Annotated in this window: 18 protein-coding genes; 12 read left to right on the top strand and 6 right to left on the bottom strand. The window is 70.9% G+C overall.

All coding sequences use genetic code 11. The features are described from left to right. Positions 1–10: 10 nt before the first annotated feature. From AB0I41_RS12865 to AB0I41_RS12855, 3 genes are all read left to right on the top strand, one after another. Positions 11–1,186 carry a substrate-binding domain-containing protein gene (locus AB0I41_RS12865; RefSeq protein WP_357105782.1) on the top strand — a complete coding sequence of 392 codons (1,176 nt, stop codon included), beginning with the start codon at positions 11–13 and terminating at the stop codon, positions 1,184–1,186. Beyond that, complete coding sequence (locus tag AB0I41_RS12860; protein WP_357105779.1) at positions 1,183–2,034, top strand: sugar phosphate isomerase/epimerase family protein; 852 nt, start codon at positions 1,183–1,185, stop codon at positions 2,032–2,034. The genes AB0I41_RS12865 and AB0I41_RS12860 overlap by 4 nt, the downstream gene beginning before the upstream one ends. A 98-nt stretch (positions 2,035–2,132) precedes the next feature. Beyond that, the gene (locus AB0I41_RS12855) at positions 2,133–8,144 is read left to right on the top strand and encodes a ThuA domain-containing protein (RefSeq protein WP_357105776.1); all 6,012 of its coding nucleotides are present in this window, start codon (positions 2,133–2,135) and stop codon (positions 8,142–8,144) included. Positions 8,145–8,250: 106 nt separating this feature from the next. Here AB0I41_RS12855 and AB0I41_RS12850 read toward each other — a convergent pair whose 3' ends face one another. From AB0I41_RS12850 to AB0I41_RS12840, 3 genes are all read right to left on the bottom strand, one after another. Beyond that, positions 8,251–10,764, bottom strand: a complete 2,514-nt coding sequence (locus AB0I41_RS12850) for a DUF4132 domain-containing protein (RefSeq protein WP_357105773.1) — start codon at positions 10,762–10,764, stop codon at positions 8,251–8,253. Positions 10,765–10,767: 3 nt separating this feature from the next. Further along, the gene (locus tag AB0I41_RS12845) at positions 10,768–11,130 is read right to left on the bottom strand and encodes a hypothetical protein (RefSeq protein ID WP_357105769.1); all 363 of its coding nucleotides are present in this window, start codon (positions 11,128–11,130) and stop codon (positions 10,768–10,770) included. Positions 11,131–11,403: 273 nt separating this feature from the next. After that, complete coding sequence (locus tag AB0I41_RS12840; RefSeq protein WP_357105767.1) at positions 11,404–12,435, bottom strand: hypothetical protein; 1,032 nt, start codon at positions 12,433–12,435, stop codon at positions 11,404–11,406. A gap of 387 nt (positions 12,436–12,822) precedes the next feature. Between AB0I41_RS12840 and AB0I41_RS12835 the strand changes: the two genes are divergently transcribed. From AB0I41_RS12835 to AB0I41_RS12805, 7 genes are all read left to right on the top strand, one after another. Beyond that, a complete protein-coding gene (locus AB0I41_RS12835; RefSeq protein ID WP_357105764.1) occupies positions 12,823–14,109 on the top strand; it encodes an extracellular solute-binding protein in 1,287 nt (428 codons plus the stop codon). A 69-nt stretch (positions 14,110–14,178) separates the two neighbouring features. Next, on the top strand, positions 14,179–15,165 hold the full coding sequence (locus AB0I41_RS12830) for a sugar ABC transporter permease (protein ID WP_357105761.1): 987 nt from the start codon (positions 14,179–14,181) through the stop codon (positions 15,163–15,165). Then, entirely contained in the window at positions 15,162–16,061 is a 900-nt protein-coding gene (locus AB0I41_RS12825) for a carbohydrate ABC transporter permease (RefSeq protein ID WP_357105758.1), read from the top strand. The genes AB0I41_RS12830 and AB0I41_RS12825 overlap by 4 nt, the downstream gene beginning before the upstream one ends. Positions 16,062–16,270: 209 nt before the next feature. Next, positions 16,271–16,648 carry a hypothetical protein gene (locus AB0I41_RS12820; RefSeq protein ID WP_357105942.1) on the top strand — a complete coding sequence of 126 codons (378 nt, stop codon included), beginning with the start codon at positions 16,271–16,273 and terminating at the stop codon, positions 16,646–16,648. A 496-nt stretch (positions 16,649–17,144) separates the two neighbouring features. After that, positions 17,145–17,414, top strand: coding sequence for a hypothetical protein (locus AB0I41_RS12815; RefSeq protein WP_357105756.1), 270 nt, complete (start codon positions 17,145–17,147; stop codon positions 17,412–17,414). Further along, positions 17,414–18,451, top strand: a complete 1,038-nt coding sequence (locus AB0I41_RS12810) for a hypothetical protein (protein WP_357105753.1) — start codon at positions 17,414–17,416, stop codon at positions 18,449–18,451. The genes AB0I41_RS12815 and AB0I41_RS12810 overlap by 1 nt, the downstream gene beginning before the upstream one ends. A 115-nt stretch (positions 18,452–18,566) precedes the next feature. Next, entirely contained in the window at positions 18,567–19,538 is a 972-nt protein-coding gene (locus tag AB0I41_RS12805; RefSeq protein ID WP_357105750.1) for a TIGR03560 family F420-dependent LLM class oxidoreductase, read from the top strand. A gap of 34 nt (positions 19,539–19,572) precedes the next feature. Here AB0I41_RS12805 and AB0I41_RS12800 read toward each other — a convergent pair whose 3' ends face one another. Next, entirely contained in the window at positions 19,573–20,151 is a 579-nt protein-coding gene (locus AB0I41_RS12800) for a helix-turn-helix domain-containing protein (RefSeq protein ID WP_357105748.1), read from the bottom strand. A gap of 70 nt (positions 20,152–20,221) precedes the next feature. On the opposite strand from AB0I41_RS12800, the gene AB0I41_RS12795 reads away from it, so the two are divergent. After that, complete coding sequence (locus AB0I41_RS12795; protein ID WP_357105745.1) at positions 20,222–21,436, top strand: FAD-dependent monooxygenase; 1,215 nt, start codon at positions 20,222–20,224, stop codon at positions 21,434–21,436. 131 nt (positions 21,437–21,567) lie between these two features. On the opposite strand, the gene AB0I41_RS12790 is transcribed toward AB0I41_RS12795, so the two are convergent. Both AB0I41_RS12790 and AB0I41_RS12785 read right to left on the bottom strand, forming a co-directional pair. Then, positions 21,568–22,110, bottom strand: a complete 543-nt coding sequence (locus AB0I41_RS12790; protein ID WP_357105742.1) for an SRPBCC family protein — start codon at positions 22,108–22,110, stop codon at positions 21,568–21,570. A gap of 2 nt (positions 22,111–22,112) precedes the next feature. Beyond that, complete coding sequence (locus tag AB0I41_RS12785) at positions 22,113–22,418, bottom strand: metalloregulator ArsR/SmtB family transcription factor (RefSeq protein WP_357105739.1); 306 nt, start codon at positions 22,416–22,418, stop codon at positions 22,113–22,115. Between the two features lie 141 nt (positions 22,419–22,559). Between AB0I41_RS12785 and AB0I41_RS12780 the strand changes: the two genes are divergently transcribed. After that, positions 22,560–23,489, top strand: coding sequence for an LLM class F420-dependent oxidoreductase (locus tag AB0I41_RS12780; RefSeq protein WP_357105736.1), 930 nt, complete (start codon positions 22,560–22,562; stop codon positions 23,487–23,489). Positions 23,490–23,561: the final 72 nt, after the last annotated feature.

Genomic DNA, 23,561 nt, shown 5'->3' with positions numbered 1-23,561 from the left:
ATCAACGATAATGACCAAGAGATGGGCCCTGGTGGTCGTGGCGGGCGCGTTCGCGCTCGCCGGGTGCTCGAGCGACCTGCCTAACGACAAGCCCACCGGCGGCAAGTCATCCAGTTCGGACGCGAGCAGGTCGAAGTTCTTCGACCAGACCGAGTACGACCGGCAGCGGGCGTTCCGCGATGCCAAGCCGGAAGGCCCGGACGGCAGGCCGTGGGAGCAGATGCTCCAGCCGGAACTGGTCGACACCGCGAAGTTCGCCAAGCCCGGCGGGAACTACAACCTCTGCTTCTCCAACGCCTCGGTGGACAACCCGTGGCGGCAGGTGGGCTACAAGACCATGCAGCAGGAGGTGAAGCTGCACCCGGAGATCACCAAGTTCACCGTGCTGGATGCGGAGGCCAAGGACGACAAGCAGATCAGCGACATCCAGTCGCTGTCCGCCAAGAACTGTGCCGCGATCATCATCTCGCCGAACACCACCGCCACGCTGACGCCGGCCGTCGAGCAGGCGTGCGCGACCGGCGTGCCGGTGATCGTGTTCGACCGAGGCGTCAACACCAGATGCCAGGTCACCTTCATCCACCCCATCGGCGGCTTCGCCTTCGGCGTGGACGGCGCGGAGTTCCTGAAGGAGAAGGTCAAGCCGGGCGGCAAAGTCCTCGCCCTGCGCATCCTGCCCGGTGTGGACGTGCTCGAGCAGCGTTGGGCGGCCGCCAACGAGATCTTCGCCGACAGCGAGCTCGACGTGGTCGGTGTGGAGTTCACCGACGGTGACGCGGCCAAGACCAAGAGCATCGTGGCCGACTACATCCAGCGCGAGGGAAAGCTCGACGGCGTGTGGATGGATGCCGGCGCGACCGCCGTCGCCGCGGTCGAGGCGTTCCAGGACGCCGGGGCCGACATGCCCGCCATCGTCGGAGAGGACCAACAGGACTTCCTGCGGCTGTGGGCCGACGAGGGCCTCACCGCGGTCGCGCCGACCTATCCCACCTACCAGTGGCGCACCCCGATCATCGCCGCGCTGAAGATCCTCAAGGGCGAGCAGGTGCCGAAGGAGTGGGTGCTGCCGCAGCCGCGGATCACCGGCGACGACGTCAAGGAGTACGTCAAGCAGGACATGCCGCCACTGCACTACGCGATGTGCGGCTGCGAGGAGATGCCGGGCTACCCGGGACCGTGGAAGTGAGCGGACATCCGCTCGGGGTCAACACGTGGGTGTGGACCTCGCCGCTGACCGACGCGACCTTGGCCGCCCTCGCGGCCAAGGTCGCGGGGTGGGGCTTCGACGTGCTCGAGCTCCCGGTGGAGAACCCGGGCGACTGGGACCCGAGGCGGGCCGCCCAGGTGCTCGCCGACCACGGTCTCGGCGCCACCGTGTGCCTCGTGATGCCACCCGGTCGTGAGCTGGTCGCGGCCGACCGGGCCACCATCCGATCCACACAGGACTACCTGTTCGGCGTGGTGGACGCCGCCGCGACGGTCGGCTCGCCGGTGATCGCCGGACCGGCGTACGCCTCGGTCGGCCGAACCTGGCGGCTGTCACCGGGCGAGCGGGCCGCGGCGTACACGCAGCTGCGGGAGAGCCTTGCCCCCGTCGTCGAGTACGCGGGCTCGGCCGGCGTCACGGTGGCCGTCGAGCCGCTCAACCGCTACGAGACGAGCCTGCTCAACACCATCGGCCAGACCCTCGAGGCGATCGGCGACCTGGCGCACTGCGGGGTCGCGCTCGACGTCTACCACCTGAACATCGAGGAGACGGACATCCCGGCGGCGATCCGCCCGGCCGCCGGCCGGGTGGCACACGTCCAGGTGTGCGGCAACGACCGCGGCACGCCCGGCGCCGACCACCTGGACTGGCCGGCGATCCTCGCCGCGATCGACGAGGCGGGTTACGCCGGCCCGCTGTGCATCGAGTCGTTCACCGCGGAGAACGCGACGATCGCGACCGCCGCCTCCATCTGGCGTCCGCTCGCCGCGAGCCAGGACGCGATCGCCGTGGACGGCCTGGAGTTCCTGCGGGCGGTGATGCCCTAGAGCCGACAGCCACCTCCACCCCAGTCCGACGGCGCCGGCACGCCGCACGGTCATGACCACCCCAGTAGTTCCTCGCGTCCCAGGAGGTACCGCATCTCATGAACGTGACCTGGCGTCCCCGGTGGGGACGGTTGTTCGCGATACCCGTCGTCGGCGCGCTCGCGCTGTCCATGCTCAGCGCATCGCCGTCGCTCGCACACGAGGGTACGCACGGCCAAGCCCACGTCCTGATCTTCACCAAGACCACGCAGTTCCGGCACACGGAGGCCATCGAGCAGGGCGTGCCCGTGCTGCAGTCCGCCTTCGCCGCGGCCGGCATTACCTCGCAGCACACCGAGGACTCGTCGATCTTCAACGACGAGGACCTGTCCCACTTCGACGCGCTCGTGATGTTCCAGGCCTCGGGTGACCCGTGGACCGCCGGCGAGAAGGCGGCCATGGAGCGCTACATGAAGGCCGGCAACGGCATCGTCGCCATCCACAACGCGACCGACATGCGCGGCAACTACGCGTGGTGGGACAACATGATCGGCGCGCTGATGCCCGGGCACGCCGCCACCGGCACCAGCCCCGGGCAGCCCGGCACGGTCCGGGTCGAGGACCAGGGCCACCCGTCCACCGCGCATTTGCCGCAGCGGTGGGAACGCGCCGACGAGTGGTACAACTACTCGCTCAACGTCCGAGGCGACGCGCACGTGCTCGCCACGATGGACGAGACGACGTACGCCCCGGGCAGCAACGCCATGGGCTACGACCACCCGATCTCGTGGTGCAAGCCGTACGACGGCGGCCGTGCCTGGATGACCGGCATGGGCCACTTCGGCGCGCACTACACCGGCGAGCCGCAGCTGGTGCAGCACATCGTCGGCGGTGTGAAGTGGGCCGCCGGCATGGTCGAGGGCGACTGCGGCGCGACCACGTGGGACAAGTACGAGCGGGTGTCGCTGGACGAGAACACCAGCGCCCCGTTCGCCATGGACGTCGCGCCGGACGGCCGGGTCTTCTTCACCGAGCTGGTACGCGGCCAGATCCGGGTGTACGACCCGCGCACCCAGACCACCTCCACCGCGATCACGATCCCGGTGTACTCCGGCGGTGAGGACGGCCTGCTCGGCATCGCGCTCGACCGGAACTTTGCCCAGAACGGCTACCTCTACATCTACTACGCGCCGGCGAGCACGAACGACAGCGACCCGGCGAACTTCTTCAGCCGCCTGTCCCGTCTCACCGTCGGGCCGGGCTCGCAGATCGACCGCGCCACGGAGAAGGTCCTGCTCGAGGTGCCGGCGCGCCGGCTCCCCGATGAGCCCGGTCACACCGGCGGCGGCCTCGCGTTCGGTCCGGACGGGAACCTCTACCTGAGCGTCGGCGACGACGTGAACCCGCACTCCGAGCCGTCCGGCGGCTACGCGCCGCTGTCCGAACGGGACGGAACGTTCCACGACGCGCGGGCGACCTCGGCCAACACCAACGACCTGCGCGGCAAGCTTCTGCGGATCCACCCCGAGCCGGACGGCACCTACTCCATCCCCGCGGGCAACATGTTCGCGCCGGGCACGCCGAAGACCCGGCCGGAGATCTACGCGATGGGCTTCCGCAACCCGTTCCGGTTCTCGATCGACCCGAAGACCGGGGCCATCGGGATGGCGGACTACTCGCCGGACAACAGCAACGACAACCCGGACCGCGGACCCGCCGGCATCGCCGAGTGGAACCTCATCACCGAGCCCGGCTTCTACGGCTGGCCGCTGTGCATGGGCAACAACGAGCCGTTCCGGGACGTCGACTACCGGACGAGCCCGGTGACGGTCGGCGCGTACTTCGACTGCGCCAAGCCGATCAACGACTCGATCCGCAACACCGGCCTGACCGAGCTGCCGCCGGCCAAGCCGGCGAAGATGTGGTACGGCTACAAGCGTTCCTCGGTGCCGTCGGTGATCCCGCAGGGTGGTGGCCTGGCTCCGATGGGCGGCCCGTTCTACCACTACGACCCGAACCTGCAGTCGGACACCAAGTTCCCGGCGTACTACGACGGCAAGCCGTTCTTCTACGAGTGGGCCCGCAACAAGATGTACTCGATCATCCCGAACGGGCAGGGTGGGGTCGAGAAGGTCAACCCGTTCCTGCCGCAGCAGCAGTTCCTCGCGCCGATCGACTCCAAGTTCGGTCCTGAGGGCTCGATGTACGTGTTGGACTGGGGCGGCGGCTTCGGCCGTGACAACCCGAACTCGGGGCTGTACCGGATCGACTACATCTCCGGCTCGCGCTCGCCGACGGCGAAGATCAGCGCGTCGCCGGACTCCGGCCAGGCGCCGCTGCAGGTCCGCTTCGACGGCTCGGGCAGCACCGACCCGGAGAAGGAGCAGCTGCGGTACGAGTGGGACTTCACCGGTGACGGCGTCGCCGACTCCACCGAGCTGAAGCCGAGCTTCACCTACACCAGGAACGGCGTCTACGACGCCCGGCTCACGGTGACCGACCCGGCCGGCAAGACCGGGACGACGACGGTGCCGATCACGGTCGGCAACACGCGGCCGAAGGTCAAGTTCAACCTGCCGCCCAACGGCGCGTTCTTCGACTTCGGCGACGAGGTGAGCTGGGACCTGTCGGTCAGCGACGCCGAGGACACCCAGATCGACGACGCCGACGTGGTGATCCAGCCGGCGATGGGCCACGACGAGCACGCGCACCCGGCCGAACCGCTGCACGGGCGCACCGGCTCGGTGGTCACCGACCTCGGTGGCGGGCACGGCGAGGACATGAACGTCTTCTACGCGCTCGACGGCCGCTACGCCGACTCCGGCGGCGCGGGTGGCATCCCGAGCCTGACCGGTTCGGACACCACCCTGCTGTTCCCGAAGCAGCGGGAGGCGGAGTTCTTCGACAAGTCGTCGAACGTGACGGTCGGCCCGTCGCGGGACCTTGAGGGCCATGCGAACTCCATCACCGGCCAGAACGGCGCCTGGGCGTCGTACGACCCGGTCAACCTGCACAACGTCGACCGGTTGGTCCTGCGCGTGTCGGCCGCCGGCGCGAGCAGGATCGAGCTGCGGCGGGGCGCGCCGGACGGTGAGCTGCTCGGCACCGCGCAGGTGCCGGCGACCACAAGTGGCGGCTACGTGGACGTCCCGGTCGAGGTGTCCGACCCCGGCGAGACGTTCACCCTGTACGCGGTGTTCCCGGGCGCGGGTGAGCGGCGCCTGAACTTCATCGAGGCCGACGGCAAGGGCGTCTCGCCGACGAGCAAGCCGAAGGTCGCGGTGACCTCCCCGACGCCGGCCGACGAGCTGGAGCCGGGCGAGATCCAGGTGACCGCCGACGCGAGCGACGCGGCGAACACGATCACCAAGGTCGAGTTCTTCGTCGACGGCACGTCGATCGGCACCGACACCACGGCGCCGTACTCCATGACCTGGAACGCGTCCACCGAGAAGCGCTACCAGCTGACCGCGGTCGCGACCAACGACAAGGGCTACCGCACGAAGTCCCGCGTCGTGCAGGTCGAGGTCGGTGACCTCTACGGAGCCTGGCAGACCTACACCAACACCACCGCCGCGTTCGACCGGCCGGACCAGGACACCTGGATCATCAACGCCGGCGGCGCGAACATGTGGCAGGGAACCGACCAGTACGGCTCGGTGTACCTGCCGGCGGCGGCCGGCAACACCTGGACCGCCACGGTGAAGATCGAGAGCCAGACGAACACGAACAATTCCGCCAAGGCCGGTCTGATCGTCCGCAACGACATCACCCAGCCCGGCAAGTCGCCCGGGTACGCGGCGATGACGATGCGGGCAGGTGCCGGGTTCGAGTGGCTGCGCGACACCGACGGCAACGGCCAGCTCGACGCCAGCACCGGCGCCAGCACGACGAGCTACCCGTCCTGGGTGCGGATCGTGCGGGACGGCGGGAAGTACTACGGGTACTGGAGCAAGGACGGGAAGTCGTTCACCCTGGTCGGCGACCCGGTGACGCTGCCCGGCGCGGCCAGCCCGCAGGACATCGGCCTCGCGGTCACCGCGCACCACGCGTCGGCCACCAGCGAGGTGAAGTTCAGCGGCTTCACGCTGGTCGACCGGGCCATCCACCCGGCACCGCCGGAGACCGCTCCGGGCTGCGCCATCCGCGGCTCGGACAACTTCGACGGTGACACGCTGAACACCAACCGGTGGACCACGGTGCGGAACGCGCCGAACCTGCCGGTGCGGGTCACCAGCGGCGGGCTGGTGCTGCCGGTCACCAACGGTGACATCAACGAGGGTGCCACCGGGCCGATCAGCTACGTCGGTCAGCGCGCCAGGACCGGGCCGTGGACGATCACCACGAAGGTGACCATCCCGCACAACCGCGAGTGGCAGCACGCCGGCCTGCTCATGCACGGCACCGACAACGACTACGTCAAGGTGGCGTTCACCCGCACCTCGTCCGGCGGCCGGGTCATGGAGTTCCAGACCGAGGCCGGCGGGACGCGGACCTGGCATGCCAACGTGGGTGTGCCGGCCGACTTCCCGTCCACCGCGCACCTGCGACTGGTCAGCGACGGTCAGAAGCTGACCGCCGCGTACTCCGCCGACGGCCAGGCCTGGACTGCGCTCGCCGGCTCCGCGAACGTCGTCCCGAACGCGACCGTCGGCCTCATGGCCGCCGGGGACGCTGGGACGGCGCAGGTCAACGCCGTGTTCGACCACTTCACCAGCACGCCGGACGGCACGGACGACGGTGTCCGCGCGCCCAGCGACGAGTTCGACGGCAGCGCTCTCGACGGCTGCCGGTGGAACGCGGTGGTGCGGTACGACTCGTCCAAGGTAGCGACGAGCGGCGGTGCGCTGCGCATCGAGACCCAGCCGGGCGACATCAACGGCACCAACAACGCCTCGCCGCGGAACTTCATCCTGCAGAAGATCCCCGCGGACGTCGCCGCCGGTGACTGGACGATCGAGACCAGGCTGACCCCGGCGATGCTGCACAGGTGGCAGCTGGCCGGCTTCCTGGTCTACAACAACGACGACAACTACGTGAAGTTCGACGTCCTGGCCAACAACAACGCCGGAACGCCGACCAACCTGCACGCCGAGCTCGTCTCGGAACGCAACGCGCAGTTCGGCAACGGCGGCAACCGGTCGATCGACATCGCCGACTCGTCCGAGAGCGGCTGGTACCACCTGCGGCTGAACCGGAGTGGGAACACCTACTCGGCCCAGATCAGCGACGGCGGGGTCAACTGGACCTCGCTCGGCCAGCCGGTCACCAACGACGCCGCGATGACCTCGTTCGGCCTGATGGCGATGGGTCCGGAGCAGGTGCAGCCGGTCACCGTCGCGTTCGACTACTTCCGGATTCTCGACACCACGGCGCCGAGCCTGACCGTGTCGGTCGACCCGGCGCAGCCGAACGGCCAGCACGGCTGGTACACCTCGCCACCGACGGTCACAGCTTCGGCGAAGGATGACCGTGGCGGCCCGGTCCGGATCGAGTTCGCCCAGGACGACGGCGACTGGACCCAGTACCGCGAGCCGATCCAGGTGGCCGAGGACGGCCGGCGGGAGCTGCGGTTCCGGGCGATCGACGAGGCCGGCAACGTATCCGCGCTGAAAGCGGCGTCCCTGCCCGTCGACACCACGGCCCCGGTCGTGACCGTCGACGGTGTGGCGAACGGCGGCAAGTACGACCTCGGCAAGTCGCTGCAGATCACCGCGACAGCGCGCGATATCGCGTCCGGCGTCGACTCGGTCGCTCTCCGCCTGGACGGCGTGGCGATCGAGAGCGGTGCGGGTGTCGAGCCCACCGCGGGCGGCCACGAGCTGACCGTGGTCGCGACGGACCTGGCCGGCAACGCCACGGAGGTGACGGTCGCCTTCGAGGTCGTCGCCACCTACGACAACGCCCAGGCGCTGGTGCGGCGGTACCAGGCGGAGGGTCTGCTCAGCGACGAGCTCGCCGACGACCTGTTCGGCCAGCTCGAGGCGGCCAAGCGCACGGCGGCGGCGGGCCGGACGGACCAGGCCAAGGCTGCCCTGGACCGGTTCGCGGCGGCGGCCAGCACCGCCACCGACGAGTCGGCCCGCACGCAGCTGCTCGCGGTAGCCGGCTACCTCGTGGCGAAGCTGTGACCCGATAGTCGGGGAGCCGGTGCCGGCCGGTTCCCGACCGGGTGCCGGAGCACGCCACGCGTGCTCCGGCACCTGGTCTTCCGGGGCGGCACGGCGCATGCCGGGATCAGCTCAGCTGAGCCCCGCGATCGAGCTGGGCCAGAATCGTCGGATCGGTGATCTTCTCGTCCTCGTTGAGGAGGAGCACCTTGCTGAGGATGACACTGGTCATCCGGTCCTCGTCGGCGAACGGCAGGAACAGGCTTCGATGGGCGGTGCCGCCGAACGAGGCTGGCACCACGCACAGGTGGCTCCCGGGCTCGACGTGGATGCTGCCGCTGTTGAGGTGCACCCGATAGGTCGCCCGGTAGCCCCGGACCACGGCCGACGTGCCGTCGACGGTCACCCGGGCCAACCCGAGATCGTCGATCAGGGTGGCCAGCAGTTGCGCCCGGCTCACGGCGTGCGGCGGCGAGGCGTACCCGTGCGATTCGGTACCGGCCACCGACACGACGAGGTCCAGATCGCGCATGACCTCGGAGAACGCCACGGGTGGCACCTCTGCCAGGGGGACCACCGAGTCGGCCGCGAGGAAGCGCAGCTCGCCGACGACCGCATCACCGGCGCCGAGGTAGCCGTGCAGTTCGCAGGCCAGTGCGGCGGTGATCCCGGCGGTCACCGGGCGGGTCGCCTGGTGCTCGTGGTACTGGCGGTGGGTCGACCAGCCGCGCCCGGACAGCAACTGAGCGGCCACCTTGCCGTCGACGGTGTGCCCGGCGAATCGTCGCGACACGTCGACGGCGTCGCGCTCAGCCGGAGTCAACAGGTACAACTCGCGGAACGCCTGCTTCACCGGTTGTCGGATCCGCCGCCGCACGATCTCCGCCTGCCAGTGGGCGAGCAGGCGTCGCTCGTACAGCAGGTGGGGATGCGCTGCGGTGACCGGGCCGTCGAGGTCGATCTGATCGAGCAGGCCGACCGTGCCCGACCGGTCCTGCCAGATCAACGCGGGCAACATCGCCTGCCCGGACGGCAGGCGCCGTAGGCGAAGCAGCTCATCGGGCGTGAGCGTGCCCCCGGCGGCGACCAGCCGCTCGATCATCCCGGTACGCATCCGGCGGGCCTGGTCACGCAGCCGTTCCTGGTGTTCGCGCGTGTGCGGGTAGCGCGGGTCGTTGCGGACCGCGGCCGGCACCGACTTCAGCATCCGGCCGGCCTTGCTGACCGCGACAACCGGATCGGCGTCGCAGAGCCGCACCCCGACGGTGTAGTCGCCGACGTGCCAGTCGCCGGGGGGCTCGGCGGCGATGCGAGCCTCGCAGTCCCACTCCAGGCGACCCGCGTCGGGGAAGCCGGCAACCTGCGCCAGGTGATCGAGGGCGACCGCGACTGCGGCGGTGTGGCTGTGCCGGCGGTTCGGGCCGAGCTTCGGGCCCCGCTTCGCCACCTCGCGCAGGGCCAGATAACGATCGAGCACGGTCTCGCCATCGGCAAGCGGCAGCAGGCCGAACGCGGCGATGCCGGACAGCGCGTTGTGCTTGACCCGTTTTTCGACGGCCGCCCGGTTCCAGCCCAACGCGGCGGCGATCAACTCGCTCGGGCAGAGTTCCAGTAGTCGGCGCGTACCGTCGTCGCCGGCCTGGCGCGCGGCGGCCAGGATGGCGGCCCGCTCCTGCCGCGCCACCTCCGTCGTGGCGGTCGCCCGCACCAGTCGCAGTAGGGGCGCCGCCCCCGACAACCCGAGCACCGGCAACAGCACCTCCGCGTCACCGGCCGGCAGCCGTAGCTCGAAGGCGTACCGCCGCTCCTCGGCGGTGCGGTCACGCAGGTGTTCCACCAGGGCGGACCGCTCGTCTTCGGTCAGCTCGGCGGGGCCGAAACGGTCGGCCATCCGGCGATCATGCGGCCGGTCCAGGGCCCGGAGAATGAACCGCAGGCCACGCGGTACCAGCACCTCGGGCAGATCGTCCCAGTTGGGCTCGGGTGGCGAGGTCAGGCGCCAGGCCAGCTCGTCGAAGTAGTCGCGGACAACTGCCGCGCAGGTGGCGGGCGCCGACGTCACGGCGCCGTCCGTCCGGGAGGTCCCGCCGAGGGCCCTCCCCAGGTACTCGTCGTCGGCGAATGCCTGCTCGATGACCTCGACATCGAGCGCGCCCGCCGCGTGCAGGGCGTCCAGAACCCGCACCACGGTGTCCCGACCCGCGCGGCCCAGCGGAGTCAGCACCAACAACCGCAGCAGCCGCACATCGTTGGCGGCGATCGCCCGCTCGGCCAGCGGTTCCAGCGGTGGTGTCGGCCAGCCCACGTGGTCCACAGCAGATGCCAGCACCGCCGTACGGCGGACGGTGGGCCACGGGGCGTCCAGCACGTCTGCCGGGTCATCCGGTCTGCGTACCGGAAACGCCTCGTCGTACACGTCGTCCAGCGCGGCGCTGATGTCCCCCACGTTCGAGCCGAGATGCCCACCGGTGCGCTCGAGACTGTCGCCGGCCCCCAGCCGCCGCCGGACCTCCTCGGCGAGACTCCGCATCCCCGCCAGGTCACCGGCCTTGGCCAGCCCCTTGGCCTCGTCGACCAGCCGCCACAGCGCGTCCCGCTCGTCGCGGACCGCGTCGACATACATGTCGGGTACGTCAACCACGGATCATCCGCCGGCCAGCGCGGTCAGCCGCAGGAAGACGACGGGCTCGCCGGGGCGCAGCACGATCTCCTCGTCGAGCCGGTCGACCTGGCGTCCGGCCACGAAGACGACGAACACGTTCCGCTCGAACGCCCGATGCGCCCGGGCCACCGCTTCGGTGATGTCCGGAAGGGCGAGCGGTGCAGCCGGCAGCCGAATCACACCGCTGGCTGCCTGCGCCTGTATCTCTTCTGCCAGGAGATACTGACGATCGTGCATGTCGCGGCGCCGCGAGACGTCGACGCCCAGCAGCCGGATCTGCTCCTCAACGGCCTTCCGGATCAGCTCCCGCACCGTCGTACGGTCGTCCGCCAGCTCGACCAGCACGTCTCGCATCCGATGTCGAGCCGGGCCGGTCACCGTTTCCCGTACCTTGACCTCCAACACCGACCCGCACCCGTCCCGCCCACCGCACCCCGATCACTGACGGATCGACCATACCTGTACGTTGTCCGCCTGCTCGCCCCGAAATGGAATGCGGTTCGGGTTCTGCCACCTCCGGCCCACCGGCCGCAGGGGGCCGGCGTGCTGCGGTCTGGCCTGGACCGCCGAGGCGGGCCTCGGCGGTCTTCGACCTGTTCGGCTTCCTCGCCCCGAGGGCTAGGCGCAGGTGCCGCTGACGGTGAACCAGCAGGCCGTGTGTGGGGAGGTCTTGAAGAAGCGGAGCAGCATGTCTGCCACCTTCTGCCGCCCCGAGGTGGCCGGATGCGTCCCGTCGGAACCGAAGTCCGAGCGGGCCCAGGTGAGCCCGTCGGAGCGGGGCTGGAGACCGTTGGCCCAGAGGTACGGGCCCCAGGCCGCCCACGCCGCGGTGCCGTCGTAGTCCAGGTTGCCGGCCCGAGGGTCGGTGCCGCCCCCCGCCATCTGGGTGATCTGCGCCTGGATCACCCATTTGACGCCGAAGCCGGTCTCGTAGGCGTACGGCTCGGGGTTCAGGCTGGTCGTGGCGTAGCCGCCGTAGATCCGGCTGGAGAAGAAGACCTGCTGCAGGTTGGGGTAGCGCTTCTTGAGCGCCCGCAGGACGGCGCCCTGCTGAGTCACGAGCTGATACGCGTCGGCGTTGGCCGCGGGCAGGGACACCGACGGGTTGGCGTTGGCGACCTTGACCCAGGCGATCTGGACCTGTCGCTCGGTCAGGCCGAGGGGCGCGAGTCTGGTGTCCCGGACCCGGTCGTAGTTGGCGTCGGTCGGGGAATCCCAGGTGCCCGCGGTCTGGCCGCCTGCGGCGCCGTCGACGATGGCGAGCTTGTCGTGGTTGACCTGCGGGTCCGCGGCGGCCTGGCCGATCAGGGAGTACGGCGCGCACTGCCCGCCGGTCTCCGCGGAGCAGAACTCCTGGGTGGTGTTGGACATGCCGATGGAGAGGAGGACGTACCTGCCGTCGGCGCTCGGCTGGCCGGTGGTGTCGACGGGGCGTACGCGAAGGGCCCGGTTGACGCCAGCCGTGCGGTGGGCCTCGGGCATGGTGTTGCGGCCGGCGGGATACAGCCCGCCCTGGAAGCCGAGATAGGTGCCGCTGCCGAGGTCGTTGATGGGTAGTGGGCCTGCGGCGACCGCAGCGGGCATGCCGACGACGGTGACCGCCACGAAGGCGGCCAGCATCGCCAGAGACCGGCGAACATTGATAATCATGGCGCAGAACGTAGGAGATTTAGCGATGGCGGTCAATGCTCAGGAGGTGGCTCCCGCGACCGGGCGCTACGGCCGGCCGAGGTCGTGAGCCGCGCTCAGCAACGTCTCGAACCGGTATCAGTCCCCTGTGGAGCGCCGCCGTTGCTTGCACACACAGGTGACGTTCGATTCAATCTCGGTTAATTTCAGGGCTCTCGACCGCCGCGAGTGGCATCGGTCCCACCAGCACCGACTGCCGCCGCGGAAGGCCGACGCGCTGGGCCTGCGACGGGACGGACGGTGCCTGGCAACCGGGTACCGCTCCGCCGTGACGCGGACAGCATGGCGCATCGGGTGCCCGGCGGGCTGTGTGGAGTCAAGGTACCGAGTGAATGCGAAGGAGTACCCATGAACCCGTGGCTGCGGCGGATGGTCCCGCTGGCCGTGCTTGCACTCGCAGCGACCGGCTGTTCCAACGGGGACGACTCGTCCTCGGACGAGAATGATCTCAAGGGCAAGACCGTCAACGTGATCGGCACCTGGGGCGGCGACGAGCAGGCCGCCTTCCTGAAGATGGTCGAGCCCTGGGAGAAGCAGACGGGCGCGAAGGTGAAGTACACCGGCACCCGCGACATCAACACCGTGCTGACCACCGGCGTGGCGTCCGGCGTACTGCCGGACCTTGCCGGGCTGCCGGGCCCCGGCCAGATGGCCGAATACGCCAAGGCGGGCAAGTTGCTGCCGCTGGACGACGTGCTGGACGTCGAGGCCTACCAGCGCGACACCGCGCCGGCGCTGGTCGAGCTGGGCAAGACCGACGGCAAGATCCACGGCGTCTTCATCAAGGCCGCCATCAAGGGGCTGATCTGGTACAACCCCAAGCTCCACGACTACGGCACGAACGCACCCAAGACGTGGGCCGACCTGATGAGCCAGGCGAAGGCGAACCAGGGCCAGGCCAAGTCCATCTGGTGCCTGGGCCTGGAGTCCGGCGCGGCGTCCGGCTGGCCGGCCACCGACTGGATCGAGGACCTGGTACTGCGTACCGCGGGCCCGGAGACCTACACCAAGTGGTACGAGGGCAAGCTCAAGTGGTCCGACCCGGCCATCAAGAACGCCTTCCAGATGTACGTCAACGACGTGGTCGCCAACAGCTACGGGGGCAGCCGGACGGCGGTGGCCACGAACTTCGGCAACGCCGGTGACCCGCTGTTCGCCGGTCCTCCCGGCTGCGAGTTCCTGCACCAGGCGAGCTTCATCACCGGGTTCAGCCAGTTCAAGTCGCACACCGCGGGCAAGGACTACAACTTCATGCCGTTCCCGGACATCGACCCGCAGTACTCGGGCGCGGTCGAGGGCGCGGGCGACCTGTTCGGCATGTTCCACCGCACGCCGGCCGCCAGGTCGCTGATGAAGTACCTGGTGACGGCCCAGGCACAGGACATCTGGGTGAAGGCCGGCGGAGCCCTCTCGGCGAACAAGAACGCCACGAGTTACCCGGACGATGTCAGCAAGCGGTCCGCCGAGATCCTCGCCACCGCGAAGGTCTTCGTGTTCGACGCCTCCGACAGCATGCCGACCGCGATGAACGACGCGTTCTGGAAGGCGATGGTGGCGCTCACCAACGGCAGCAAGACGGTCGACCAGGTGCTCTCCGATCTGGACAACGCGCAGAAGGATGCGTACACGTCCTAGCCCGGCGCGGGTGGGGGTGGCCTCGCCGCCCCCACCTCCCCGATCCATCGGTCCGACCTGGAGGTGCAAGTGGAGGAATCCCGTCTGCTCACGGCGGTCGAGGTGGTGGTGGGTGTTCCGGCCGTCCTGATCGCGTACATCTGGCTCACCGAGCGATTGCTCAGCCCCGCGGATGAGCGGTGGCAGCGGCGGATCCGGCCGTGGCTGTGGATGGTGCCGGCGCTCGGGTTCCTCGGCTTCTTCCTGGTCTACCCGACGATCCGCACGATCATCCGGAGCCTGTACGGCAGGAACGAACTCGACCCGAAGTTCGTGGGTCTGGACAACTATCGTTGGTTCTTCACCAACGGCGATGCCCTGGGCGGCCTGCTCAACAACATCCTGTGGCTGGTGTTCTTCACCGTGTTCACGGTGGGGTTGGGTCTGGCGGTCGCCGTACTGGTCGACCGGGTCCGTTACGAGGCCCTGGCCAAGAGCATCATCTTCCTGCCACTGGCGATCAGCATGGTCGCGGCTGGTGTGATCTGGAAGTTCATGTACGACTACAAGCCACCGGGCGCGGCGCAGACCGGCACGGCCAACGCCCTGATCGGAACGGTCGGGCTGGGGCCGGTCGGTTGGCTCCAGTCGCCCGGATTCCGGCTCAGCACGTTCGCGCTGATCGCGGTCATGGTGTGGATGTGGACCGGGTTCGCCATGGTCATCATCTCGGCGGCGCTCAAGGGGATCGACCCCGAGCTGCTCGAAGCGGCGCGGGTCGACGGCGCGAACGAGTGGCAGGTCTTCCGGCGGATGACGCTGCCGCTGCTGGGCCCGACCCTGGCGGTCGTCTCCACCACCATGATCATCACTTCGCTGAAGACGTTCGACATCGTCTACACGCTGACCAACGGCAACTACGACACCGAGGTCGTCGCCAATCTCATGATCAAGCAGATGTTCACGTTCGGTGACTTCGGTCGGGCCAGCGCCGTCGCGGTCGTACTCCTGCTGGCGATTGTCCCGATCATGGCGTTCAACATCCGCAAGTTCCGTGCCCAGGAGTCGATCAGATGACCACGGTCGCAACGCCCAAGGCGCCCGACACCCGTGCGGCAGCCACCCGCCGGCCAGGCCGTCCCCGCCGCAACCTCGTGCTGCACCTGGTGGTCGTCATCCTGATGGTCATCTGGGCGGTGCCGACGGTCGGCCTGCTGGTGAGTTCGTTCCGTCCGCAGTCGGAGCTCTCCACCTCCGGCTGGTGGACGGCGTTCGCCCCGCCGTACCAGTTCACCATGGAGAACTACCGGGACGTCTTCCAGCAGAGCGGCATCGGCGAGGCGTTCGTCAACAGCCTGTTCATCGCGATCCCGGCCACCATCATCCCGCTGTTCGTGGCGGCGTTCGCCGCGTACGCGTTCAGTTGGATGGAGTTCCCCGGCCGCGACGTGCTCTTCGTGGTGGTCGTCGGGCTCCTGGTCGTCCCGCTCCAGACGACCCTCATCCCCGTGTTGAAGCTGTTCGCCGAATGGGGGATCACCGGCCAGTTCCTGGCCGTGTGGCTGGCCCACACCGGGTACGGCCTGCCGTTCGCGGTCTACCTTCTCCGCAACTTCATGGGCTCCCTGCCGCGTGCCGTGTTCGAGTCGGCGTTCATGGACGGTGCCTCGCATGTGACGGCCTTCTTCCGGCTCGCGGTGCCGATGAGCGTGCCGGCCTTTGCCGCGCTGGCGATCTTCCAGTTCCTGTTCGTGTGGAACGACCTGCTCGTCGCGCTGATCTACATCGGGCTCGCGAACTCGGACAACCTGCCGATGACGGCGGCCATCGCCAACCTGGTCAACTCCCTCGGCGGCGGCTGGTACCTCCTCGGCGCCGCGGCGTTCGTGTCGATGGCCCTGCCGTTGGCGGTATTCTTCGGCCTGCAGCGCTACTTCGTACGCGGCATCGTGGGCGGAGCGGTCAAGGGCTGACCCGCCGTGCCGCCGGCGACCGGCCTCGCCGTGGTCCCGGATCCGGGCGACGGTGCCGGGCGGCGGTGCCGGGCGACGGTGCCGGGCGGCGGTGCCGGGCGACGGTGCCGGGCGGCGGAGGTGCCGGGGACCGCACCGGTACGGCGATCGTGAGTACGGGTGCTCATCCGCGGCGGAGTCCGTACCGGAAGGATCGGGTCGTGAACAGGATGACGCGTGCCCTCCTCGCCGCTCTGCTCCTCGCTGTGGCGGCCGTCGCCACCTGGTGGGCCTGGTTGGGGTGGAACACCGGCTACACCATCGACCCCGAGACCGGCGCGATCAGCGGGCCGTACTCGGTGTGGCAGGTCGCCGGCTGCGTGCTCACCCTCGCCGCGGTCGCCGCCGTCGCCGGCTGGCGGCTCAACCCGTGGCTGGTCGCCCCGGTGCTGACGGTCGCCTTCACCGCCGCCTGGACGGTGCACGCGGCCTCGACCGACGACAGCGGGCTCTGGGCGGTGGGGGCGGCGCTGGTCCTCGTCGGGACCGGGATCGGGACCACGGTGGTGAGCGGGGTCGCCCACCTGCTCCGGCGACGCCGGGGCTGAACCCCGAGCAGCCGGCCGTGCCCGTGTCGCGGCACCCGCCGACCACCTCGACCGAGCGGGCCGCCCCCGCCGGGGTCGCAATCGCCCGCTCGGGCAGCCGCACCGACGGATAGCCGACAGGACGCCGTACCCCCGCCCGATGCATTGTTTATGCAGGTGGAGAGGCTGCGGACGGCGGGCCACGCCGCATCCCTCCGGCCCGGCGGCGACAGCACGGTTGCCGCCGGACGCCGCCATCGCCGGGCCCGGCCCGACCGTCGCGGCGGACACGGCCCCCGCCGGTCCGACCGCGCCCACGGCCACGTCGCGTCCCGGTCGACCCCGTCCCGGGCGCCAGCCAGGGCCGGTGTCAGCTCCCGAACCGGACAAGGACGTCACCACCTTCGGTCGACGCCGCCGGCGTCCGCTCCGCCCCGATCGGCGGCAGCTCCGGGCGCGCCTCGACCGGGCGCACCGGCGAGAGCCGGGCGTACGAGCAAGAGAGGAGGGGGCGGGCATGGCCGCTCCCACCGTCACCGCGAGCCTGAACGCCGCGACCTACTCCCCGGGCGACCAGATGACCCTGACCGTCACCTACGGCGACCCGGACACCAGGGCCGTCACCGTGACCATCGTGGTGACCGACGCCCAGGGCAACAGCAGCGCCCCGGTCAGGGCCAACGCCGTCATCGATCCGCTCACCGTCACCGTCACCGACGACACCGGGCGTACCTGGACCAGGCTGTCGGACAACGGGTCGGTGGCCGTCTACCGGGCGGTGGCGTGATGCCCCGGGTCACCGTGACCGTCCGCGACAAGGCCGGGCACGCCGCCGCCGCGACCGCCGACTTCGCCCTCGCCCCACCGGTGCTCGGCGGCTACTACCTCGCGGGCAACGCCGACCCGACGGCCGACATGGCCGGCGGCAACTTCCGCTCGCTGACCCAGTACCGCAGCCTCGCCGACGGCTACACGTTCCCCGGATACAACAAGCCCTGGCTGCTCACCCTGGGCCGCGGCGGGTTCGCGGTCAACGTGGTGCTGGAGCTGAAGCACTACGGCGCGACCACCACGGCGGCGCAGACCTTCACCGTGGACGGCGTCAGCTACACCGCCCCGGCGCCCGCGATGACCATCCAGCAGCGGCCGGGGACGACCTGGCCGAAGGCGTACGGGTACGGCCAGGTGCTCGCCGGCCGCTGCGACGGGCTCCTCGCCCGGGCGCTGTCGCAGTATCGGACCATGGGCTTCGGGGTGAACATCCAGCTCGCCTCCGAACTGGACACCGACCACGAGTTCGGCACCACCGAGTCCGGGGTGTCGTACGGCTGGGCGGAGTCGGACGCCCGGGCGGTGCAGGCGATGACGTACATCGTGAACTGGTTCAGGGCCCGCGCGCTGCCGGCCGGTACGACCTTCTCGGTCGGGTCGGGCGGCTTCGACCGGGCCTGCTTCCAGCGCACCCACCCGGAGCCGCTGATGGCGAAGCTGGACTTCCTCCAGTGGAACGCCTACGCCACCGATCCGAGCCACACCGCGCTCGGCCGGTTCCGCCGCACCAAGGACTGGGCGGTGGCCGACCTCGGGCCGGTGGCGCTCTCCCGCCCGGTGATCATCGCCGAGTGGGGGGTGCGGGCCGCCGAGTTCCCCGACCAGGCGGCCTGGATCGCCACCGTGCCGGCGGCCATCGCCCAGCTCAACGCCGAGCGGGGCCCCCGGATCGTCCGGACCAACTACTTCAACTCGAACTGGGGCGCCCTCGCCCCCAGGACCACCGGGCTGGCGGCACTGCGTTCGGCGTACGCGACCAGGCCGTACGTGTGAGGGCAGCCGCGTCCGCAGTGACCCCGCTCGCCCGGCGGGCGCTCGCGGCGCGGGGCCCGCCCGGCGGGCCGCTACCCTCGCCGGACCAGCGACGGCGACGGGAAGCGAGGCGGCGATGAGCGGGATCCGGTGGGGCGTGGTGCTGCCCCAGGGCTGGCGGTCGGACCTCACCCACCTGCCCGACCCGGTGGCGCAGTTCGAGGCGATGGTCGGGGTGGCCCGCGAGGCCGACGAGCTGGGCTACGACTCGGTCTGGCTCTACGACCACCTCCAGGCGGTCTCGGGCGAGCCGGAGACCACCTTCGAGTGCTGGACCAGCCTCGCCGCCATCGCCCGGGAGACCCGCCGGGTGCGGCTGGGGCAGATCGTCACCTGCAACAGCTTCCGCAACCCGGCGCTGCTGGCCAAGATGGCCGCCACCCTGGACGTGGCCAGCGGCGGCCGGGCGTTCCTCGGCCTCGGCGCCGGCTGGGACCAGCGGGAGTACGACGCGTACGGCTTCCCGCAGCCGTACCCGTCGACGGGGGAGCGGCTGACCCGGCTGGACGAGGCGGCCCGGGTGGTGACCGCGATGCTGCGCCGGCCGGTCGCCACCGTCGAGGGCCGCCACCACCGGGTACGCGACGCGCAGAACGTGCCGGTCGGGGTGCAGCGGCCGTACGTGCCGCTGATGGTCGGCGGCGCCGGCGAGAAGCGGACCCTGCGGACGGTGGCCCGGTACGCCGACGCCTGCAATCTGACCGACCACACCGACCCGGCCTTCTACCGGCACAAGCTGGACGTGCTCGCCGGGCACTGCGCCGAGGTGGGCCGCGACTACGGCAGCATCCTGAAGACCGCCGCCCTGTCGGTCTTCACCGGCGCGACCGACGCCGAGGTGACCGCCCGGCTGGCCCCGCACCTGGGTGGCCGCGACCGGGCGGAGGTGGCGGCGGGCAGTGCCGTCGGCACCCCCGGCGAGCTGGTCGATCTGTTCGGCGGCCTGGCCGGCGCCGGCATCGGGTACGTGATGCTCTACTTCCACGAGCCGACCGATCTGGAGTCGATGAGGCTCTTCGCCCGCGCGGTCATCCCGCAGCTGCGCTGATCGCGGCCTCGGGCCGGTCCGCGCCGGCGCCCGCTCAGGTGGTGAACTCGGCGGTGATGGTGCGCAGCGCGCGGGTCAGGTCGGCGGCGGACGGGACGCGGTCCGGGTCGACCAGCCACTGGGCCGCCAGTCCGCCGAGCAGCGTCTGGTAGAAGGCGCCGAGGGTGAGGGCCTGCGCCTCGTCGGCCACCGGATCGAGGTCGTGGAACACCTCGGCCAGCCCGATCCGGGCCTGGTGGTTGGCGGTGGCGAACGCCTCCCGCAGCTCAGGCGACCGGTCCATCTGCGCGATTAGCTCGAACTGGATGGCCCAGAGCGGCCGGAGCCGGGCGAAGGACTCGATCACCCTGGTCCAGGCTGCCTCGAACCGCTCCTCGGGGCTGGCGCCCGGCCCGACCTCCACCGCGAGTGTGCGTCGCAGTTCGTTGCCCCAGTCCGCCATCGCCTCGACCAGGGCCTCGTCCAGCAGCGCCCTCGTGGTGCGGAAGTGGTAGCCGATGGCGGCCAGGCTGGTGCCGGAGGCGGCGGCGATGTCCCGGGCGGTGGTGCCCGAATACCCCTTCTCCATCAGGCAGCGCCTGGCACCGGCGAGCAGGTCTTCCCGGTTTCCCATGCCCGCAGCCTAGCGGAACCCTGGCACGAACGTCTTGCACAGATGTCTAAAACGTTTGTACAGTCGGGTCATGACCGACGTACTGATCTCCGGCGGTGGCATCGCCGGCCCCGCGCTGGCCTGGTGGCTGCGCCGCTACGGTTTCCGTCCGACCGTCGTCGAACGCGCCCCCGCGCCGCGCGGCGGCGGCTACAAGGTGGACATCCGGGGCGCGGCCCTGGAGGTGGTCGACCGGATGGGGCTGCGCGAGCACATCCGGCGGCACGACACCGACATGCGGCTCGCCCGCTTCGTCGACGCCGCCGGCAACCAGCTCGCCACCATGGACGCCCGGATCTTCGGCGGCCGGGAGGGCGACGACGCCGAGATCATGCGCGGCGACCTGGCCCGCGTCCTCACCGAGGCCACCACCGACGACGTCGAGTACGTCTTCGACGACTCCGTCGCCCGGCTCACCCCCACCGCCAGCGGGGTGGAGGTGGTCTTCGAACGCTCCGAGCCCCGGATGTTCGACCTGGTGATCGGCGCCGACGGGCTGCGCTCGACGGTACGCCGGCTGGCGTTCGGGTCGGCGGCGTCCCAGCTGCGTTCGCTCGGGCACCACATCGCGATCTTCCCGGTGCCGGGACATTTCGGCCTCGACCGCACCGAACTGATGCACGTCACCCCGGGGCGCACCGTCGGCGTCTACCGGACCGCCGGCGCGCCCGACGCCCGGGCGCTGTTCCTGTTCCGGTCACCGGCCGGCGGCCACGGCGACCGCGATGTCGCCGCCCAGAAGGCGCTGCTGGCCGAGGCGTTCGCGGGCCAGGGCTGGCGGGTGCCCGAGCTGCTGGAGGCGATGCGCCACACGCCGGACTTCTATCTCGACTCGATCAGCCAGGTGCGGATGCCGCGCTGGTCCACCGGCCCGATCGCGCTGGTCGGCGACGCGGCGTACGGGCCGTCGCCCGCCTCCGGGCAGGGCACCAGCCTCGGCCTGGTCGGGGCGTACGTGCTGGCCACGGCCCTGGCCCACGCGGGCGGCGATCCGGCTGTCGGGTTCGCCGACTACGAGCGGCGGATGCGCCCCTTCGTCGAGGCGAACCAGCGGCTCGCCGACCGCAACCTCCGGGGGATGGTGCTCGGCTCGGCGGCGCAGATCCGGTTCCAGCTGCTGATGCTCCGGTTGATGCCACACCTGCCCGGCCGGGAGCGCATGATCCGGCGGGTGGCCGAGCCGATCGGCCGGGCCGCGAATGCGATCACCCTGCCGGATCCCGCCCCGGCGCCGCGCGGCGCCTGAGGCCGGGGCTCGCGGCGCCGGCGGTCGGCAGCTCCCGAGGCCGGGGTTCGCGGCGCCCGAGGTCGGCGGGCCGGGGCGCCGGCGGCCGGCGGGCGGCGGCTGCAGGGAGCGGCGGGCCGAGATGCCGCCGGTCAGGGCCGGGGTGGTTGCCCGCCGAGCCGGTCGACGTACGCGTCGCGCAGCTCGGCCCAGCCGAACTCCTTCGCCTCCGCGCCCCGGATCGGGCCGACCGGGTCGCCGGCGAGCAGGTGGTCGGCGACGTCGAGGCAGAGGTGCCAGCCGGCGGCCACCATCGGCAGCATCCCCCGCTCGGCGAGCGTGTGACGGAGACAGAGTCGGGTGCCGGGGCCGGTGGGGCTGAGCTCCCACCGGAGCAGGTCGTCGCCCCAGGTGTATTCGAGCAGGTGGGGCGGCTCGGCCCGGCGTACCGTCGCGGGTTGCGCCACCACCGCGTCGCCGTCGACCAGGGTGAGTACCGCGGCGCCCGGGGCGCCGAGGTCGCGGTCGGCCAGGAACGGCGCCCACTCGCGCAGCCGGGCCGGGTCGGTCAGCGCCGCCCACACCTTCTCCGGCGCGTGCCGCAGCTCGCGGACGAACAGCAGCGTCCACCGGTCGCCGTCGGGTTCGGCGGCGATCTCGGCCGGGGGGCCGGGTCGGAACGAGTCGCGGTCCATGGTCACTCCTTGTCGAGGTGGCGCTCCAGGGCGTCCAGGTGCGCGGTCCACATCTCGCGGTACGGCGCGAGCCAACCGTCCACGGCGCGGAACGGGCGTACGTCGAGGCGGTAGATGCGGTGCTGCGCCGCCGTGCGGCAGGAGACGAAGCCGGCCTCGCGCAGCACCTTGAGGTGCTTGGAGACGGCCGGCTGGCTCACCCCCAGCATGTCGACCAGCTCGCCGACGCTGCACTCGGAGCGTCGCAACGCGTCGAGGATCCGGCGTCGGGTCGGCTCGGCCAGCACGGTGAAGGCGTCGACGGTCACTGCCACAATATGCCGCAACGTTCATATGCCTGTCAAGGAATGAAAGGGGAGCCCTCTGCTGGCGGCCCACCACCCCTGCCAGGCCGGGGTTGCCGTTCGGGTCCGGACACGACGACGCCGCCCGGTCCATATGCTCGGGACATGGAACTGCGGATCTTCACCGAACCCCAGCAGGGCGCCAGCTACGACCAGCTGCTCGCCGTGGCCCGCGCCGCCGAGGACGCCGGGTACGGAGCCTTCTTCCGCTCCGACCACTACCTGAAGATGGGCTCGGTGACCGGCGAGCCCGGGCCGACCGACGCCTGGACCACGCTGGCCGGCCTGGCCCGGGACACCTCCCGGATCCGGCTCGGCACGCTGATGACCGCCGCCACCTTCCGGCTGCCCGGCCCGCTCGCCATCACCGTCGCGCAGGTCGACCAGATGAGCGGCGGCCGGGTCGAACTGGGTATCGGCACCGGCTGGTACGCCGAGGAGCACACCGCGTACGGCATCCCGTTCCCCAGCCTGGGGGAGCGGTTCGCGCGGCTGGAGGAGCAGCTCGCGGTGATCACCGGGCTCTGGGCGACCCCGGCCGGCAAGACCTTCGACTTCCTCGGGACGTACTACCCGGTCACCGACTCGCCGGCGCTGCCCAAGCCGGTGCAGCAGCCGCGCCCGCCGATCCTCCTCGGCGGGATGGGCCCGAAGCGCACCCCGCGCCTCGCCGCCCGGTACGCCGACGAGTTCAACCTGCCCTTCGCCTCAGTGGAGGACACCGCGGCGCAGTTCGCCCGGGTCCGCGCGGCGTGCGCCGAGACCGGCCGCGACCCGGCCACCATGCGCTGGTCCAACGCCCTGGTGCTCTGCTGCGGGCGGGACGACGCCGAGGTCGCCCGCCGGGCCGAGGCGATCGGCCGGGAAGCCGCCGAGCTGCGCGAGAACGGCCTCGCCGGCACCCCGGCCGAGGTGGTCGACAAGATCGGCCGGTACGCCGCGACCGGCAGCGAGCGGATCTACCTCCAGGTGCTGGACCTCGCCGACCTGGACCACCTGGAGCTGGTCGCCGCCGAGGTGATGCCGCAGCTCTGAGCCGGCCGCGCCGGCTCGCGCAGCACGGTGTCCAGCCGGCCGTCCCGGTCGCCGTCCAGGTCGGTGACCACC

The organism is Micromonospora sp. NPDC050200, assembly GCF_040656135.1.
Lineage (GTDB): Bacteria > Actinomycetota > Actinomycetes > Mycobacteriales > Micromonosporaceae > Micromonospora.
This window is presented reverse-complemented; position numbering and strand designations above follow the sequence as displayed.